A 16,015-nucleotide genomic window follows, 5' to 3' on the forward strand; every position below is an offset into this window, starting at 1 on the left:
CGGGCGCTTGGGCCAAGACAGATCTGGGCCTCAGCTCTGGTTCCAGTCCGGTGCGCGCTTCTCTATGAAAGCGTTGATGCCTTCCTCGGTGTCGCGCCAGAGCATGTTTTCCACCATCACGTCGCGGGTATAGTCATAAGCTGCCTCGAGATCCATCTCGAGCTGACGGTAGAAGGCCTGCTTGCCGATCTTGACCGCCGCACCCAGCTTGCCGGCGATGGTCTCGGCCAGTTCCATCGTCGCCGCCTCAAGGATCGGGTGGGGCACCGCGCGGTTGATCAGCCCGATCTTGCGGGCGCGGTCGGTGTCGATGAAATTGCCGGTCGTCAGCATTTCGAAGGCCTGCTTGCGCGGCACATTGCGGCTCAGCGCCACCATCGGGGTGGAGCAGAAAAGCCCGATATTGACCCCGTTCACGCCGAATTTCGTGCCTTCCGCGGCAATCGCCAGATCGCAGGACGCGACAAGCTGACACCCCGCCGCCGTGGCGATGCCATGCGGCGCGGCAATGACCGGCTGGGGCAGGTCGCGGATCGCCGTCATCACCTTGGAACAGCGGGTGAAAAGATCGGCGAAATAGGCCTTGCCCCCATCTTCGGCCTGCCGTCCCCGGGTCATTTCCTTTAGGTCGTGCCCCGCGCAGAACGCCTTGCCCTCTCCGAAAAGCGTGACGACGCGGATCGAACTGTCTTCGGTCAGGTCGGCGAACGTATCAGCGAGCGCGGCCAGCATGTCGTCGGACAGCGCATTGAGCTTTTCGGGGCTGTTGAGCGTCAGTCGGGCGACGGGCCCATGATCTTGTCTTTCGAGGATTGCCATCTTGTCTCTCCCTTGCGCTTGTGATTCTTGTATCGTGGACGGACCGAGGAGGAAAGCATGGGCCTGAAACTGTCGGCGGCCGAGGTGGCGGAGTTCCTGACCGAGGTTTTTCCGCAGGTGAAGGACGATTTCACCATCGAAGAGCTCGAGGAGATGCGCGCCACGGTCCGGCTCAACGTCGGAGAGCGGCACCTGCGCCCTGGCGGCACGGTGTCGGGCCCGGCGATCTTCGCGCTGGCGGATGTGGCGATCTACATCACCATCCTGGGCATGATCGGGCGCGAGGCGCTGACCGTCACGACCAACTGCTCGATCGACTTCATGCGCAAGCCTGCCGCGAACACAGATCTCGTCGCCGCCTGCCGGCTTCTGAAACTGGGCCGCAGCCTTGCTGTCGGAGAGGTGCTGGTGTTTTCGGATGGGATGGATCAGCCGGTGGCGCGCGCAAGCCTGACCTACGCGATCCCGCCGGCCAAAGCCACCCGGGCCTAACCGCCGGGCATCCGCAGACGGGTTGCGCTGCCGCCGCGCGCCAGTACGACCTCGCCTTCGCCGATGGCCATCACCCGCGCGCCATCGATGCGGTCGCCTTCCATGATGCTTTCGATATTGCCCGAGGGCGTCCGGACCAGCGCTTCCGCGCCGCCGGTCTTGAGGAACGTCCCCAAAAGCGCGAGGCCGCGCCGCGGGAACACATTGTCCTCGGTGGCCGCCTCAAGCGTCTCTTGCGGTGTTTCTGTCACGTCTGCCATTTGGTTTTCCCGTCATCTCAGCGCGCGGGACATATGCCGGACGTTACTGGGGGGAAAGCCCGGTCTACGGGCATCGGCAAGATAATGCTGCAGTGCGGCGAAAAACCGGCGGCGTGCCGCCGATGGGCCTATTCGGCGGCCTTGAGCTCGAAGCCCTTCTCTATCTGGTCGGTCGGCGCCACGGGATAATCGCCCGAGAAACAGGCGTCGCAATATTGCGGGCTGGCGTTGTCGCGCCCCTGCGCCTCGCCCACGGCGCGGTAAAGCCCGTCGAGCGAGATGAACTTGAGACTGTCCACGGCCAGGTGATCGCGCATCTCGTCTTCGGACATGGTCGCGGCCAGAAGCTTCTCTCGATTGGGCGTGTCGACGCCATAGAAACAAGGCCACGCGGTGGGCGGGCTCGCGATGCGGAAATGCACTTCCTTGGCGCCCGCATCGAGGATCATTTCCTTGATTTTGCGCGAGGTGGTGCCGCGCACCACGCTGTCATCGACCAGGATGATCCGCTTGCCCTCGACCAGCGCGCGATTGACGTTGAGCTTCAGACGCACGCCCATGTTGCGGATCTGCTCGGTCGGCTCGATAAAGGTCCGGCCCATATACTGGTTGCGGATGATCCCCATGGCGAAGGGGATGCCCGACTGCTGGCTGTAGCCGATCGCACCCGGCGTGCCGCTATCGGGCACCGGACAGACAAGATCGGCCTCCACCGGGCTTTCCTTGGCCAGCTCGATCCCGATCTGGCGGCGCGTCTCGTAGACCGACTGCCCGCCGATGATCGAATCAGGGCGCGAGAAATAGACATGTTCGAAAATGCAGAACCGCGGCTTTTGCGGGCGGAAGGGGTGGTGGCTTTCCACGCCCTTGTCCGAGATGACCACCATTTCGCCCGGGGCCAGTTCCCGCACGAAGCGCGCGCCGATGATGTCGAGCGCGCAGGTCTCCGAGCTCAGCACCCAGCCATCGCCGACCTGGCCCAGCACCAGCGGGCGCACGCCCAAGGGGTCGCGCACGCCGATCAGCTTTTCCGAGGTCATCGCAACGACCGAAAACGCGCCTTCGACCCGGCGCAGCGCGTCTTCCATCCGCTCGGGGATCGTGCGCTGCAGGCTGCGCGCCATCAGGTGAATGATGCATTCGCTGTCGGAATTGGACTGGAAGATCGAGCCGCGCTCGACCAGTTCCCGGCGCAGCGCGTCGGCATTGGTGATATTGCCGTTATGCGCAATCGCGGCCCCGCCCATGGCGAATTCGCCGAAAAAGGGCTGCACGTCGCGAATGACCGGCGCCTTGCCCCCGGCGGTGGAATAGCGCACGTGGCCAATCGACAGCGGGCCGGGAAGGGTTTCCATCAGGCTCTGGCGGGTGAAATTGTCGCGCACATAGCCGAACCGCCGGGCCGAGTTGAAGCCCTGTTCGGCATCGTGGCTGACGATTCCGCCGGCCTCCTGGCCGCGGTGTTGCAGCGCGTGCAGGCCAAGGGCCACGAAATTCGCGGCGTCGGTCACGCCGATCACTCCGAAAATACCGCACTCCTCGCGCAGCTTGTCGTCATCGAACGGATGGGCGGGGGGCATTTTGTTGTCGGACAAGGCGGCAGCTCCGAATCCCTGATCGCTTGGACCCCTAGATAGGGGTTAGGGGCAGGTATGTCACGAAACTATCATATCCAAGGCCCGGTTGTCCGTGACGTCGTGTCAGAACCGCGACAGAACCGCCCCCGCCGCGACCAGCACCGCCGCCATAACGCGGGGCAGGGAAATCTCGCGCGGCAAAAGACCGAAAGCGCCGAAATGGTCGATCGCCAGCGACGCCGTCATCTGGCCCAGGATCAAGAGGGTGGTTGTGGTCAGAACGCCAAGGATCGGCACCGCCCAAAGCGACGACCAAACAAAGACCGCCCCCAGCGCACCGCCCACCAAAAGCCATTTCGGCACCGCGCCGACCCGGGGCAGGGAGGCCCCGTCGCCATAGGCCAGCGTGATCCCCAAAAGCACGACAAACCCCACGCCGAAGGAAATGCAGGCCGCCGCCACAGAACTTTCGATCTGCCGGGCGAGCATGGAATTGATCGGCGCCTGCATGGCGATGAGAGCGCCACCTATGGTGATGATCAAAGAGGCAAGAAGCGTGGCTTGGGGCATGGGCATCCGGGCGCGATAAAGAAGGAACGATGTCACCCGACGCGGTACAGAAACGCGCGCCCCTTGTCATCCGTCTTCGCACAAAGCTTTGCCCAGTCCGCGCCATGCAGTCGCCCCATGCGCATCAGCCACCGCGCCTCCCTGTCGGGCAGAATAGGACGCGCGGGGGCCATCGTGATGTCCGTCAGGCGCGCCTGGGCCCGCCGTCCATCCTCCAGCAGCGCGCACAAATGCTGCGTCTAGGGCGTCACCAAAAGGCTTTCGCTAGCCAGCCCGTGCGACAGCAGGATCTCGTGCCGCGCGAAGAGCAGGTGATGGTATCGCCAATGCTCGGGCTGCCGCCCGGCCAGATCACTTCACTGTCGAGATAACCTGGGTAGTCAAAGATTGGCATTCGGCTTGGTCAGTCCCGCAATGAGGACTGAAAAAACCCGAAATTATTGTACAAATTGTTATTTCGGCCGCCAAGTTTTGTACAATTTGTACAAATATCGCGTCAGTTCGGTGCGTCGCAGGCTGAGACAAGCTCTTCATATTGCTGCGTGATCCAACCCAAGGCTTCCTCGGGATTCCCATCCTCGACCCGGTCGGTCAGCCGGGCAAAGACCCGCGCCGACCGGCTGTCGTCGATCATCTGGATATCCTGGCTGGTCACGACGGTTTCGTAGACGAAATAAGCGATCGCCACGAGCAGAACGCCGCGCGCCACGCCGAAGAGAAAGCCAAGCCCCTGGTCGATCCCGCCCAGGGCCGAACGCTGTACGAGCGACGAAAAAAGCGGCGTTATCAGGGATGTAGCGATTAGAGCGACGGCGAAAATGGCGGTCGCGGCGGCGATCATGCTCAGCTCGCAACTATCGGCTATAAAGTCGCCAACCACCGGCACTTCCTTGACCAGCGGCTCGACCTGCGGGGCGAAAATAAAGGCCAGGATCGCCGCAATGACCCAGCCTGCGATCGCAAGCGCCTCTCTTACAAGCCCGCGCGAATAGGCCAGAAGCGCGGAGAGCACGATGACCAGCGCCACGATACCGTCGATGATGGTAAACCCGTCCATGCCTGTTTCGCCCTTCTAAGTGCTTCAACCCGCACCGAAAATTTCGCCCACGAAGCCTGTCAAATCGCCCATGCGGGTCAGTGTCAGGCCACCCGTCCCGCCGGGTTTGCCCCCCGTCGGAATGATTGCGGAGGAGAAACCAAGTTTTTTGGCTTCTTTCAACCTGTTTTCGGTCTGCGACACCGGCCGAAGCGCGCCGGACAGGGAAATTTCGCCGAAAAGCACGGCCTGCGCGGGCAGGGCGGTATCCTCCCTCGCGCTCAGAAGCGCGGCGGCAACGGCGAGGTCAGCGGCCGGTTCCGAGATCTTGATGCCGCCCGCAACATTCAGGTAAACATCTAATCCTGCGAAAGGAATCCCGCATCGCGCCTCCAGCACGGCGAGGATCATCGCAAGACGCGCGCTGTCCCAGCCGACCACGGCACGGCGCGGTTGCGCATGCGGCGTGGGCGCGACAAGCGCTTGCATCTCCACCAGCACGGGCCGCGTGCCTTCGATACCGGCGAAAACCACGGATCCCGGCGCCGGATCGCCCCGCCCGGAGAGAAAAAGCGCTGATGGATTAGGGACTTCGGCCAGTCCCCGCCCCGTCATCTCGAAAACACCGATCTCGTCGGCGGGGCCGAAGCGGTTCTTGACCGAACGCAGAATTCGAAACTGGTGCCCGCGTTCGCCTTCGAAATAAAGCACCGTATCGACCATGTGCTCGACCACGCGCGGCCCGGCGATCTGGCCTTCCTTGGTGACATGCCCGACCAGAATGACCGACGCCCCCTTGCGCTTGGCGAAGGTCGTCAGTTCATGCGCCGCCGCGCGCACCTGCGCGACAGACCCCGGCGCGCTGTCAACGTTGTCGGCCCACATGGTCTGGATCGAGTCGATGATCACAAGACCGGGTTTTTCCGCCTCGAGCGTCGTCAGGATGTCGCGTAGGGCGGTGGCGGTGGCCAGCTTCACCTTAGCCTCGCCCAATCCCAGCCGCTGCGCGCGCATGCGCACCTGCGCGCTCGCCTCTTCGCCCGACACGTAGATCACCGGCAATCCGGCTTGCGCAAAGCGCGCCGCGGCCTGAAGTAGAAGCGTTGATTTGCCAATGCCGGGATCGCCGCCCACCAGAGTTGCAGAGCCGGGTACAAGCCCGCCGCCCAGAACGCGGTCAAGCTCGTCCATGCCCGACCGGGTGCGCGGCGGCGGCGTCTCTTCGGTCGCGAGGTCCGAAAGCACGATGGCCTGGCCGCGCTTGGCCCCGAGGGACTTGCCTTTGGGCCCGGTCGACAGCGGCGCATCCTCTATGATCGTGTTCCACTCGCCGCACGCCTCGCACCGCCCGGACCATTTGGAATGGACGGCGCCACAGGCTGTACAAGAGAAGGATGCGGGTTTTGCCATGGCCGGGTCATGCCCCAACCGTCAGGCCAGGTCAAACCCGTTCGCGCGCGCAGCGCAATGGGCGTATTATTCCGCTGCTTTGGCCGGTTGCTGCAGGTTCACCACCGATGCCCCTTCGAGTGTCTCGACCTCGCGGTAGCCCAATTCGGGCAGGATATCCCTCAGATCTTCGCGCAGGCGCTGAAGCTGGCTGACGGCGACGCTTTCCTCAAGCTCCACATCCTCGGCCCATCGCTTTAACCGCAGCGTGACGGCCTTGGCATGGTCGATCCGGCGGTTGAAAAGCTCGATCTCCTGCTGGCGCTGCTTGAGAAAGGCGCGGGCGCGGTCGACCTTGTCGTCGGAATAAATCTCGGCCAGTTCGCGGCTCAGGAAAGACATCTGCGCCGCCACTTCCATGATCTGGGGTTCGAGGCTTTCCAGATCGGGATGCTCGCGCATATAGGCGAGCCGTTCACGCACGGCGTCGAATTCCGACTGAACCTGAAACATGCCCGCGCGGTCCGCCGCATGAGCGGCGGCATAGGCGCGCGCCACATCGGCCATGCCGATGTGAAAACGCCGATGAGAGTTTTCCAGCGCCATGATCCGGGCGTTGGTCGGCAGGTAGATACACAAGAGGACCGCCAGAAGCGTGACGCAGGATTGCACCGCGAGACCCGCCTGCGGATAGACCGTGCCGCCGAAGGCCAGCGGCATCTCGAGCCATGGCCAGATACCGGCCACCGCAAGGCCAGTGGCGACGATCAGGCCAAGAGCAACAAGCAGAAAAACGAGTGTCGCAAGGCGCTGTAAGACAAATTGAACCAAAAAAATGGCGGACCGAACGGTATCGGACATCACTTCCCCCCAGAAAGCGTACCCCGGAAAACATCGTTAAGTGTACGCAATGCGCGGCATTTCGCCTAAAGATATTTTGAACCTTACCGTCCTGATCCGAAGAACTTTGCCACGCGTTCCGCCATACTGTTTCTCAGCGGGCGACAGTCGGATCCTTTCGTCCAGATTTTTCGGTCAGCATGCCAAGCACCAGAGAGATCAGAATACAGGCGGTGAAAAGATAGAGGCCCCATGCCGTCTCGATCCGCCCGACGCCGATTCCCTTGGCGACGGTTATGTAAAGCGCGATGAGAAAAATATCGGCCATGGCGAGCTTGCCGAGGATCTGCAGCACGGGCAGAACCTTGCGGCGGAGCAGGCCGAAGTGAATGAGCGCAAGACCAATCGTCTTGGTGTAAGGCGCGAAAAGCGCAAAGAACGTCACGAGGAGTGCGAGAACGGCATCGCTCTCCCAAAGCCTTTGCAACCCGGTGATAACGGAGATTTCCTCCAGCCCGAAGAGCGGCAGGAGGCCCGCGCGCATCAGGGGCGCGAACCAGGCCACGGGATAAAGAACCAGAAGAGCAAGGTTGAGGTATTTGATCATGGCGGATCCGTCGGCCGACTGATCCACAGCCTAGCCGGTTACACCGCGTTTGGCACCCGCGTATGCCGTCGCGATTATGCGGGTCATCGCACCGCCTCGATCGGCCCCTCCGCCGAGCCGGTCACGAACTGTTCCAGATAGGGATCGCCGGACTGATCCATGTCGGCGACCAGCCCAGTCCACTGGATCACCCCGTCATGCAGCATCGCCACGTTATCTGCGATGGCCCGCACGGAGGTCATATCATGGGTAATGGTCATGGCCGTGGCGCCCATTTCGACCACGATTTCGCGGATGAGTTCGTTGATGACACCCGACATAATCGGATCCAGTCCCGTCGTGGGCTCATCGAAAAAGATGATTTCCGGCTCTGCGGCGATGGCGCGGGCGAGGCCCACGCGTTTCTGCATGCCGCCCGACAGTTCCGCCGGGAAAAGATCGGCCTGCTCCGGCTTCAGACCCACACGGCGCAGTTTCTCGATGGCGATCTCGCGCGCCTCGTCGCGGGGTCGCTTGAGCGAACCGCGCAGCAGGCGGAAGGCGACGTTCTGCCAGACAGGCAGCGAGTCGAAAAGAGCGCCACCCTGAAAGAGCATGCCGAACCGCGCAAGAAACGCGTCCCGGTCTCCGGTGGTCACGTCCTGCCCATCTAGCGTGATCAGACCGCTGTCGGGCTGTATCAGACCAAGGATACACTTCAAGGCGACGGACTTGCCGGTGCCGGACCCGCCGATGATGACCATCGACGTGCCCGACTCGATCCTGAGATTCACGCCGCGCAGGACCCGGTTGGATCCGAACGCTTTATGCACATCGCGCAGTTCGATCATACCGAGAAGAACACCCCCGTGAGCACGAAATTCGCCGCGAGAATGAGGATCGCCGCGGCCTGTACCGAGCCTTTCGTCGCACGCCCGACCCCCATGGCGCCGCGTCCGGAATGCATCCCGAAATAGCAGCCCATGACAGCGGCGATCACGCCGAAGGCCGCGCCCTTGACCAGGCTCGAGGCGATATCGCGCATCTCCAGGAAATCGACGGTGTTCTGAAGATAGGTCGCGGCGTTGAAGTCGAGCTTTTGAACCGCCACGGTATACCCGCCCAGAATGCCGATGATGTCGCCCACGCCCACCAGCAGCGGCACGGTCAGAAGCGCGGACAGCACACGCGGCGCAACGAGGTACTTCATCGGATGAGTCGAGAGCGTCACGAGTGCATCGATCTGCTCTGTTACTTTCATGGTCGCGATTTCGGCGGCGATGGACGAGGTCACACGCGCCGCAATCATCAGGCCGACGAGGACCGGGCCAAGTTCGCGCACCATGCCAATGGCCACGATCTGCGGCACGACCGCCTCAGCGTTGAAGCGCGCCCCGCCGGCATAGATCTGTAGGGCCAGGGCGCCGCCCGTGAAGATCGCCGTCAGGCCCACAACCGGAAGTGAAAGCCAGCCGATCTGTAGCAGCGCGTGCATCACCTCGCGCGGGTAATAGGGCGGGCGCAGAATATGGCTGAAGGCCGTCACCGCGAAGCTGCAGATGCGCCCGAGAACCGCGAGACCTGCCAAGGTGTTGCGTCCGAGCGCGGCGAGAGGCGACAAAACCACGCTCATCCGCCGATATACCGGCGATCGTAACGTGGGCCGAGGGCAGTTAGAATTTCGTAACCGATAGTGCCAGCGTTGCACGCCAGATCATCGACACCCTGCTCGGCCCCCAGCAGGCGCAGGCTCTTGGGTTCGAACCCAAGCTCGGTGACATCCACGCCGATCAGGTCCATCGAGATGCGTCCCGCGACGGGGCAGGGCGTGTTTTCGGCATAGAGTACCGTTTTAGGCCCCATGATGCGGTGGATTCCGTCGCCATATCCCGCCGAAACCGTGGCGATCCGCGTTTCCCGTTTGGCGGTGAAGGTATTGCCGTAGCCGACCGTTTCGCCGGGTTCCAGCAGGCGCGTCTGGATCACGGGGATGTCGAGCGTGACGACCGGCTGCGCATCTTTGAAGGGCAGGCCGCCGTAAAGCCCGATGCCGGGCCGCGTGAGGTCGAAATGATACTCCTCGCCCAGAAGGATACCCCCGGTGGCGGACAGCGACAGCGGCACACCGGTCTCGACGGTCATTTCGCGAAAGGCCGCCAGTTGCGCGGCGTTCATCGGATGATCGGGTGTGTCGGCACAGGCCAGATGGCTCATGATCAGCGCCGGCGACTGGCCAAGCGCCACCTCGCGCACTGCGGCCCATTCCGCCGGCTCCATCCCGAGACGGTTCATGCCGCTATCGAGCTGAATGCCGAATCCGTGGCCGGGCAGGGCCTCGACATGTCGAATGAGCTGATCGAGAGAATTGATCATTGGGATAAGACCCAGATCGCCGATCATGTCCGCGTCGCCCGCCATGTGACCGGAAAAGACGTGGATTGCAGGCCCTGGTCCGAGCGCGTCGCGCAGGGCCGCGCCCTCTTCTGCGACGGCGACGAAAAATTGCCGCGCTCCGGCCTTGGCCAGCGCACGCGCCATACGAGCCATGCCAAGCCCGTAGCCGTCCGCCTTGACCACGGCGGCCGTTTCGCACGATGTGCGCGCATCAAGTGCGCGCCAGTTGGCCACGAGGGCATCGAGGTCGATGGTAAGTTTGCCGGTGCTCATGGGGTGGGGTTTTGACAGGAAGTCTTGAACGGTCAAGCGAAAACCGGCTGCAGGCGGCGTCTAAACTCACAGAGCGAAAAAGTGACCTGTGACGACCCCGCTTTGGGTTCTGAAGAACCGGTAAAATGCAGGCGCGCTGCTTCAGAGCGGATCGAGCTCAGAACTCCTGATCGCCCTGCTGCCAAGGTTTCACAAGATTACCGAACCGGGTGAAGCGGCCCTCGAAGCTCAGCTCGACGGTGCCGATGGGACCGTGACGCTGCTTGCCGATGATGACTTCGGCCTTGCCATGCAGCTTTTCCATCCGGGCCTGCCATTCGGCCATTTTGTCCAGCTGGTCGTCGCCCGGCTTTTCCCGCTCGGCATAGTACTCCTCGCGGAAGACGAACATCACCACGTCGGCGTCCTGTTCGATCGAGCCGGATTCGCGCAGGTCCGACAGTTGCGGGCGCTTGTCCTCGCGGCTTTCCACCTGTCGCGAGAGCTGCGACAGGGCGATCACGGGGATATCGAGCTCTTTGGCGATAGCCTTGAGGCCCTGAGTGATTTCGGACACCTCGTTTACCCGGCTATCTTTGGCCGAGGCAGGGCGGACCAGTTGCAGATAGTCCACGATGAGCACGTCGAGACCGTGCGTCCGCTTCAGCCGCCGTGCGCGTGCGGCCAGCTGGCTGATTGGGAGGGCAGGCGTGTCGTCGATGTAAAGCGGGCAGGATTCGAGTGTCTTGGCAGCCTCGACGAAGCGCCGGAATTCGCCCTCTGTCATGTCGCCCCGGCGGATTTGTTCGGACGGCACCTCGGACGCTTCCGAAAGGACCCGCGCGGCGAGCTGTTCGGCGCTCATTTCCAGGCTGTAGAAACCCACGACCCCACCTTCGATCGCGCCCTCGTTGCCGTCGGGGCGCTGCCCGCGCTTGTAGGCCTTGGCGATGTTGAAGGCGATGTTGGTTGCAAGTGACGTCTTGCCCATCGACGGGCGCCCGGCGAGGATCAGCAGGTCGGATTTGTGCAATCCGCCCAGTTTCTTGTCCATATCGATCAGGCCGGTCGAAACGCCGGCCAGCCCGCCATCGCGCTGATAAGCCGCGTTCGCGACGTTAACTGCGTCTGTTACTGCCTTGAGAAAGCTTTGAAATCCTGACTCCGACTGCCCTTGCTCACTCAGCTTGTAGAGCTTTTGCTCGGCCATGACGATCTGATCGCGCGGCTCTGAATCGACATCGGCGCGGGTGGCGTGATCGGCGATTTCGTGGCCCAGCCCGATTAGTTCGCGCCGGATCGCCATGTCGTAGATCATCTGAGCGTAATCGCGGGCTGCGAAAGCGGAGATCGCGGCGCCTGCCAGCTTAGCAAGATAGGCGGGGCCGCCCAGTTCTTTCAGGCCCTCGTCATCTTCGAGAAAGGTTTTGATCGTCACGGGAGAGGCCAGATTTCCCTTGGCGATGCGCGCCGCAGCGACTTCGTAGATGCGTTCGTGCACGGGATCGTAAAAATGATGCGGCTGGATGATGCTCGCAACGCGGTCATAGACATCGTTGTTGGTCAGGATCGCGCCCAGAAGCTGCTGCTCAGCCTCGATCGAATGCGGCATTGCATCCGTGCCTGTGGCGTTGAAGCTCGTGACCTCGTTCATCGCTCATCCCCCATGTGCCTGTGGGTGCCGTCTTTACAAAAGCGCGCGCCGACCGGGCAAATGGTATGTTTGTGTGGATTGCCTGTGGATATCTCCCATCGTCCACATCTTGGATTACAAAGCAGCAAAGCGTCAAGATTTTGTGGCCGGTGTCGATCATAGGAATGCAAGCGTGGCCGCAATGACGCAAGGTTATTTTTTTGCTACGGCAGACGAGGTGGATCGGATCAGCCGCGCGCGGCCTGCCAAGCGCGTGGATCACGCATGAACGATTCTACCCCGTCCAACGTGGCCGCCGAGAAGCTGCCCTGCGCGCGCGCCTCTTCGAGGACATCCCACCAAGTGCAAAGGTAATGCAGCTCCACCCCGTGATCACCAAGTGTTCTGAGCGTGTCGGGGAAAATTCCGTAATAGAATATCACCGCCGTATGACTGCAGGTCGCGCCGGTTTCGCGGATCGCATCGACGAAGCTGAGCTTCGAGCCGCCATCGGTCGTGAGATCCTCGACCAGAAGGACACGCTCCTCTTCCGTCATTGCGCCTTCGATGCGGGCGTTGCGACCGTAGCCCTTGGGCTTTTTGCGAACATAGGTCATTGGCAAGGCCATGCGTTCGGCCACCAATGCGGCAAAGGGAATGCCAGCCGTTTCGCCGCCGGCGACGTTGTCGAAGGCCTCGAACCCGGCGTTGCGCATGACGGTGATGGTTAGGAAATCCATCAGGGTGGCGCGGATGCGCGGGAAGGAGATGAGCTTGCGACAGTCGATATAGGTCGGGCTCGGCAGTCCGGAGGCGAGGATAAAAGGCTCTTCGGCATTGAAATGCACCGCCTCGATTTCCAAAAGCATTCGCGCGGTCAGCCGGGCGATTTCTTTCTGGTCAGGGTAGGTCGCGGGGATCATGGCGGGGTCCTTCGTGGCGGAGGTCGGAATTTTGGGAAAAAGAAGATCGGTCAGGTCACGCGCCAGTGCAGCGGCATTTGCGGATCGAAAAGCGTGATCGGGCCGTTGCCGGTGTCGATCTTTTCCGGGTAGGTGACGGGATCGCCCTTGCTGAGCGTGATCGTGTCTTCGTTGACCGGCAGCCCGTAGAACCGTGGCCCGTGTTCCGAAACAAAACCGGCCAGACGGTCAAGCGCACCGTCTTGCTCGAACACTTCGGCGAGGATCGAAAGAGTGTTCGTCGCAGTGAAGCAGCCCGCGCATCCGCAGGCCGTTTCCTTGTTCGGGTCGGTATGCGGCGCGCTGTCGGTGCCGAGGAAGAAGCGCGGGTCGCCTGAGGTTGCCGCCTCTCTCAGCGCCAAACGGTGTTCTTCGCGCTTGGCCACAGGCAGACAGTAGTAATGCGGCCTGATCCCGCCCACCAGGATATGGTTTCTGTTGATCACGAGGTGATGCGTCGTGATTGTGGCGCCGAGGTTCTCAGCCGCGGATTTGACGTATGCAACGCCGTCGCTCGTGGTGATATGCTCCATCACCACGCGAAGTCCCGGCGTGGCGCGCCGCAGCGGATCGAGCACGCGGTCGATGAACACGGCCTCACGGTCGAAAATGTCGATCTCGGCATCGGTTACCTCGCCATGAACGCAAAGCGGCAGACCGATTTCGGCCATTTTTTCAAGCACACCGCGCACCCGGGTGAAATCCCGAACGCCGGACGCCGAGTTGGTCGTGGCGCCCGCAGGATAGAGCTTGACCGCCGTCACCAGACCCGAGGCGTGTGCCGACGTCACATCTTCCGGGTCTGAATCCTCCGTAAGGTAGAGGGTCATCAATGGGGTAAAAGCCATCTTTTCCGGCAGCGCGTCGAGGATGCGATCGCGATAGGCCGCCGCATCTGCGGCGCTCACCACCGGCGGCACAAGGTTAGGCATGATGATCGCGCGCGCGAAATGGCGGGCTGTTTCGGGCAGAACGGCCTTCAGCACCGCGCCATCGCGCAGGTGTAGATGCCAGTCGTCGGGGCGGGGCAGGGTTAAGGTCAGGGTCATGTTCCAGCGCTTTACACCAGCGCCGCGGTCTGATCCAGACGCGGTGTTAGTCGGCTTCGCGTGGGGGCATCTCGATACCCAATTCCTCGGCGCGCTCGTAGGCAGCACGAAGGCTGCGGCGGAACCGCGGCCCCGGGGTGGTGCGCAGGACATGTTGCGTCAGACGCGCGACGAGCCGCAGTCGCCCGTCATCTTCCAGCCGGTTGAGGACGGCCTTGAGATAGGGCACATCCCGGCGGCGAGCCCGGAAAAGCTGAGCAAGGCTGAACGCCGACAGCTTGCCGGCGCTCAATTGCGCCAGCATCCGCAACAGCAGGTTCATCCGGAGCAGGCCGCGATCCAGGCGCGCGCCCATGAACCGCATGCGGACCCGTGTGACGTTCGAACGCGCGAAGAGGGCCGCGTGCATTGCGTCGAACTCGATTTCCGGATCGTAAAGAACAAAAGCTTCGTCGGCTGCATCGAGCATATCCGGTGCATATCCATAACGAGTCGAGAAATCCGTCCGACGCATGGCGCGAAAACGATCATCCCACTCGGTCATGCGCGGATCGAGTGTGGCCTGCGGCTGGATCGCGAGTACTTTTGCACCCGGCGCGGCCACCGAAAACGCGGCCGCGGCATAGCCGCAGGAACCCGCGCCGTAAAAGATGACCTGGTCGAATTCCTCGAAAAAACCGTCATCGACGAGACGGTCGAAATAGCCGAAGACACGCGGGTCTCGGAACCAGGTTTCGCCGTGACAGGCCAGGCAAAGATGCGACCAGCCAAGCGCGCGGGCCAGTTGCCAACCCATCGGCTGCGACTCCGGCGTCAGAACACGCAGCGACTCAAATGGTTCGAAACTGACCAGCAGAGTGGCGTTCTGTTCCACGAAGATCGCGCCATGCGATGCGCCCAGCCGTTCGACATATCCGTCGGCATCCGTGGCTTCGTCTAGTCGATCAAGCCAATCGGCCCAATCCAGGCCATTCAAAGCCGTGTCCAGCGCTTTGGAATACTCGGCGGTCATCGCTCGGTCCTCAAGATATCGCGCCGCTTGACCACGGCTTCTTTCGTGTTCGACGCTATGCGGAAATCTGGGCGAAATTTTGGTAAATTAAAGAGGTTTTGGCGCGACCGCCGAAAGACAGCGAAAGCCGGCGCAACCACCACGGGCCTTGACGCCGGGCCGGACGCATGCAGTTCTGATCCGTGAGGAGGCCTGATGAGCACATTCACTTCTATCGACGACGTACAGGCAATGCTGGCGGCGCAAGGCTATGTTTGCGACCGGGCGCTCGGCACGGTTGTCTATCTCGCGCTGCGTCTCGGACGGCCACTCTTTCTCGAGGGCGAGGCCGGTACAGGCAAGACCGAAATCGCCAAAGCGCTCGCGGCAGGTCTCGGACGACGGCTGATCCGTTTACAATGCTACGAGGGGCTCGATGCCTCGTCTGCGGTCTACGAATGGAATTTTGCCGAGCAGATGATCGCGATCCGGGCGGCGGAAGCCGCTGGCGGCGTCGACCGCGCCACGCTGACGCATGAGCTTTTCACGGAAGAGTTCCTGATCGAACGCCCCTTGCTTGAGGCCATGCGCACGCAGGAGGGCGGACCGCCGGTTCTTCTGATCGACGAGCTTGACCGGACCGACGAACCGTTCGAGGCATTTCTGCTGGAGGCGCTGAGCGATTTTCAGGTGACGATACCCGAATTGGGCACCATTTCCGCGCCGGAGCCGCCGATCGTCGTATTGACGTCGAACCGCACACGCGAAGTGCATGACGCGCTCAAGCGGCGGTGTCTGTATCACTGGGTTGATTACCCGGATTTCAGCCGCGAGATCGAAATCCTGCAGGCCCGCGCGCCGGAAGCCGCAGAGGCGCTCAGCCGTGAGGTCGTGGCCTTTGTCCAGAAATTGCGCACCGAAGACCTGTTCAAGAAACCCGGCGTGGCCGAGACAATCGACTGGGCCAAGTGCCTGCTGGCGCTCGACGTTATCTCACTCAGCCCCGAGGTCATCGCCGATACGCTCGGGGCGATCCTCAAATACCAGGACGACATCGTCAAGCTGCAGGGTTCCGAGGCCAAGCGTCTTCTTGAAGAGGCGCGGGCAAGCCTGGAGCCTGCGTAGTGCTTCATCTGGCCCGAACTACCTCGGGGGTCCGGGGGCA

At 62.2% G+C, this 16,015-nt stretch carries 19 protein-coding genes; 2 read left to right on the plus strand and 17 right to left on the minus strand.

What is annotated here, in order from left to right; genetic code table 11:
• Positions 1-30: 30 nt before the first annotated feature.
• Positions 31-852 carry an enoyl-CoA hydratase gene (locus EZV60_RS10755; RefSeq protein WP_280952589.1) on the minus strand — a complete coding sequence of 274 codons (822 nt, stop codon included), beginning with the start codon at positions 850-852 and terminating at the stop codon, positions 31-33.
• A gap of 24 nt (positions 853-876) precedes the next feature.
• Between EZV60_RS10755 and EZV60_RS10760 the strand changes: the two genes are divergently transcribed.
• The gene (locus EZV60_RS10760; RefSeq protein ID WP_135505322.1) at positions 877-1,311 is read left to right on the plus strand and encodes a PaaI family thioesterase; all 435 of its coding nucleotides are present in this window, start codon (positions 877-879) and stop codon (positions 1,309-1,311) included.
• On the opposite strand, the gene EZV60_RS10765 is transcribed toward EZV60_RS10760, so the two are convergent.
• The 16 genes from EZV60_RS10765 to EZV60_RS10830 form a co-directional block, all read right to left on the minus strand.
• The gene (locus tag EZV60_RS10765) at positions 1,308-1,571 is read right to left on the minus strand and encodes a pilus assembly protein PilP (protein ID WP_245306272.1); all 264 of its coding nucleotides are present in this window, start codon (positions 1,569-1,571) and stop codon (positions 1,308-1,310) included. The two genes, EZV60_RS10760 and EZV60_RS10765, sit on opposite strands and share 4 nt — an antisense overlap.
• Before the next feature lie 128 nt (positions 1,572-1,699).
• Positions 1,700-3,151 carry an amidophosphoribosyltransferase gene (gene purF / locus EZV60_RS10770; protein ID WP_135505750.1) on the minus strand — a complete coding sequence of 484 codons (1,452 nt, stop codon included), beginning with the start codon at positions 3,149-3,151 and terminating at the stop codon, positions 1,700-1,702.
• Positions 3,152-3,271: 120 nt separating this feature from the next.
• Complete coding sequence (locus EZV60_RS10775; RefSeq protein ID WP_135505324.1) at positions 3,272-3,718, minus strand: DMT family transporter; 447 nt, start codon at positions 3,716-3,718, stop codon at positions 3,272-3,274.
• Between the two features lie 32 nt (positions 3,719-3,750).
• Positions 3,751-3,891, minus strand: coding sequence for a hypothetical protein (locus EZV60_RS19100; RefSeq protein ID WP_167853507.1), 141 nt, complete (start codon positions 3,889-3,891; stop codon positions 3,751-3,753).
• A gap of 66 nt (positions 3,892-3,957) precedes the next feature.
• Complete coding sequence (locus tag EZV60_RS19555) at positions 3,958-4,068, minus strand: Hint domain-containing protein (protein WP_425353567.1); 111 nt, start codon at positions 4,066-4,068, stop codon at positions 3,958-3,960.
• Positions 4,069-4,214: 146 nt separating this feature from the next.
• On the minus strand, positions 4,215-4,775 hold the full coding sequence (locus EZV60_RS10780) for a CvpA family protein (RefSeq protein ID WP_135505326.1): 561 nt from the start codon (positions 4,773-4,775) through the stop codon (positions 4,215-4,217).
• A 24-nt stretch (positions 4,776-4,799) separates the two neighbouring features.
• Complete coding sequence (radA, locus tag EZV60_RS10785) at positions 4,800-6,164, minus strand: DNA repair protein RadA (RefSeq protein ID WP_135505329.1); 1,365 nt, start codon at positions 6,162-6,164, stop codon at positions 4,800-4,802.
• Between the two features lie 66 nt (positions 6,165-6,230).
• A complete protein-coding gene (locus EZV60_RS10790; RefSeq protein ID WP_135505331.1) occupies positions 6,231-7,004 on the minus strand; it encodes a DNA repair protein in 774 nt (257 codons plus the stop codon).
• A gap of 133 nt (positions 7,005-7,137) precedes the next feature.
• A complete protein-coding gene (locus EZV60_RS10795) occupies positions 7,138-7,590 on the minus strand; it encodes a paraquat-inducible protein A (RefSeq protein WP_135505333.1) in 453 nt (150 codons plus the stop codon).
• Positions 7,591-7,673: 83 nt separating this feature from the next.
• A complete protein-coding gene (locus EZV60_RS10800) occupies positions 7,674-8,420 on the minus strand; it encodes an ABC transporter ATP-binding protein (RefSeq protein ID WP_135505335.1) in 747 nt (248 codons plus the stop codon).
• Entirely contained in the window at positions 8,417-9,202 is a 786-nt protein-coding gene (locus tag EZV60_RS10805; protein WP_210115083.1) for an MlaE family ABC transporter permease, read from the minus strand. The genes EZV60_RS10800 and EZV60_RS10805 overlap by 4 nt, the downstream gene beginning before the upstream one ends.
• Entirely contained in the window at positions 9,199-10,236 is a 1,038-nt protein-coding gene (gene alr / locus EZV60_RS10810; RefSeq protein ID WP_135505337.1) for an alanine racemase, read from the minus strand. Before alr ends, EZV60_RS10805 begins: the two co-directional genes overlap by 4 nt.
• Positions 10,237-10,393: 157 nt before the next feature.
• Positions 10,394-11,869 (minus strand): replicative DNA helicase, encoded by a 1,476-nt coding sequence (locus EZV60_RS10815; protein WP_135505339.1) that lies wholly within the window; start codon positions 11,867-11,869, stop codon positions 10,394-10,396.
• Between the two features lie 227 nt (positions 11,870-12,096).
• Positions 12,097-12,771: an orotate phosphoribosyltransferase gene (locus tag EZV60_RS10820; RefSeq protein ID WP_135505341.1), complete on the minus strand. Its 675-nt coding sequence runs from the start codon at positions 12,769-12,771 to the stop codon at positions 12,097-12,099.
• Between the two features lie 50 nt (positions 12,772-12,821).
• A complete protein-coding gene (gene pyrC, locus EZV60_RS10825) occupies positions 12,822-13,859 on the minus strand; it encodes a dihydroorotase (protein WP_135505343.1) in 1,038 nt (345 codons plus the stop codon).
• 46 nt (positions 13,860-13,905) lie between these two features.
• Positions 13,906-14,871 (minus strand): phosphoadenosine phosphosulfate reductase, encoded by a 966-nt coding sequence (locus EZV60_RS10830; protein ID WP_135505345.1) that lies wholly within the window; start codon positions 14,869-14,871, stop codon positions 13,906-13,908.
• A gap of 195 nt (positions 14,872-15,066) precedes the next feature.
• Between EZV60_RS10830 and EZV60_RS10835 the strand changes: the two genes are divergently transcribed.
• A complete protein-coding gene (locus tag EZV60_RS10835) occupies positions 15,067-15,975 on the plus strand; it encodes an AAA family ATPase (RefSeq protein WP_135505347.1) in 909 nt (302 codons plus the stop codon).
• The last annotated feature ends 40 nt before the right edge of the window (positions 15,976-16,015 follow it).

Origin of the sequence: Roseovarius aestuariivivens (assembly GCF_004761875.1) — a bacterium.
Classification (GTDB): domain Bacteria; phylum Pseudomonadota; class Alphaproteobacteria; order Rhodobacterales; family Rhodobacteraceae; genus Roseovarius; species Roseovarius aestuariivivens.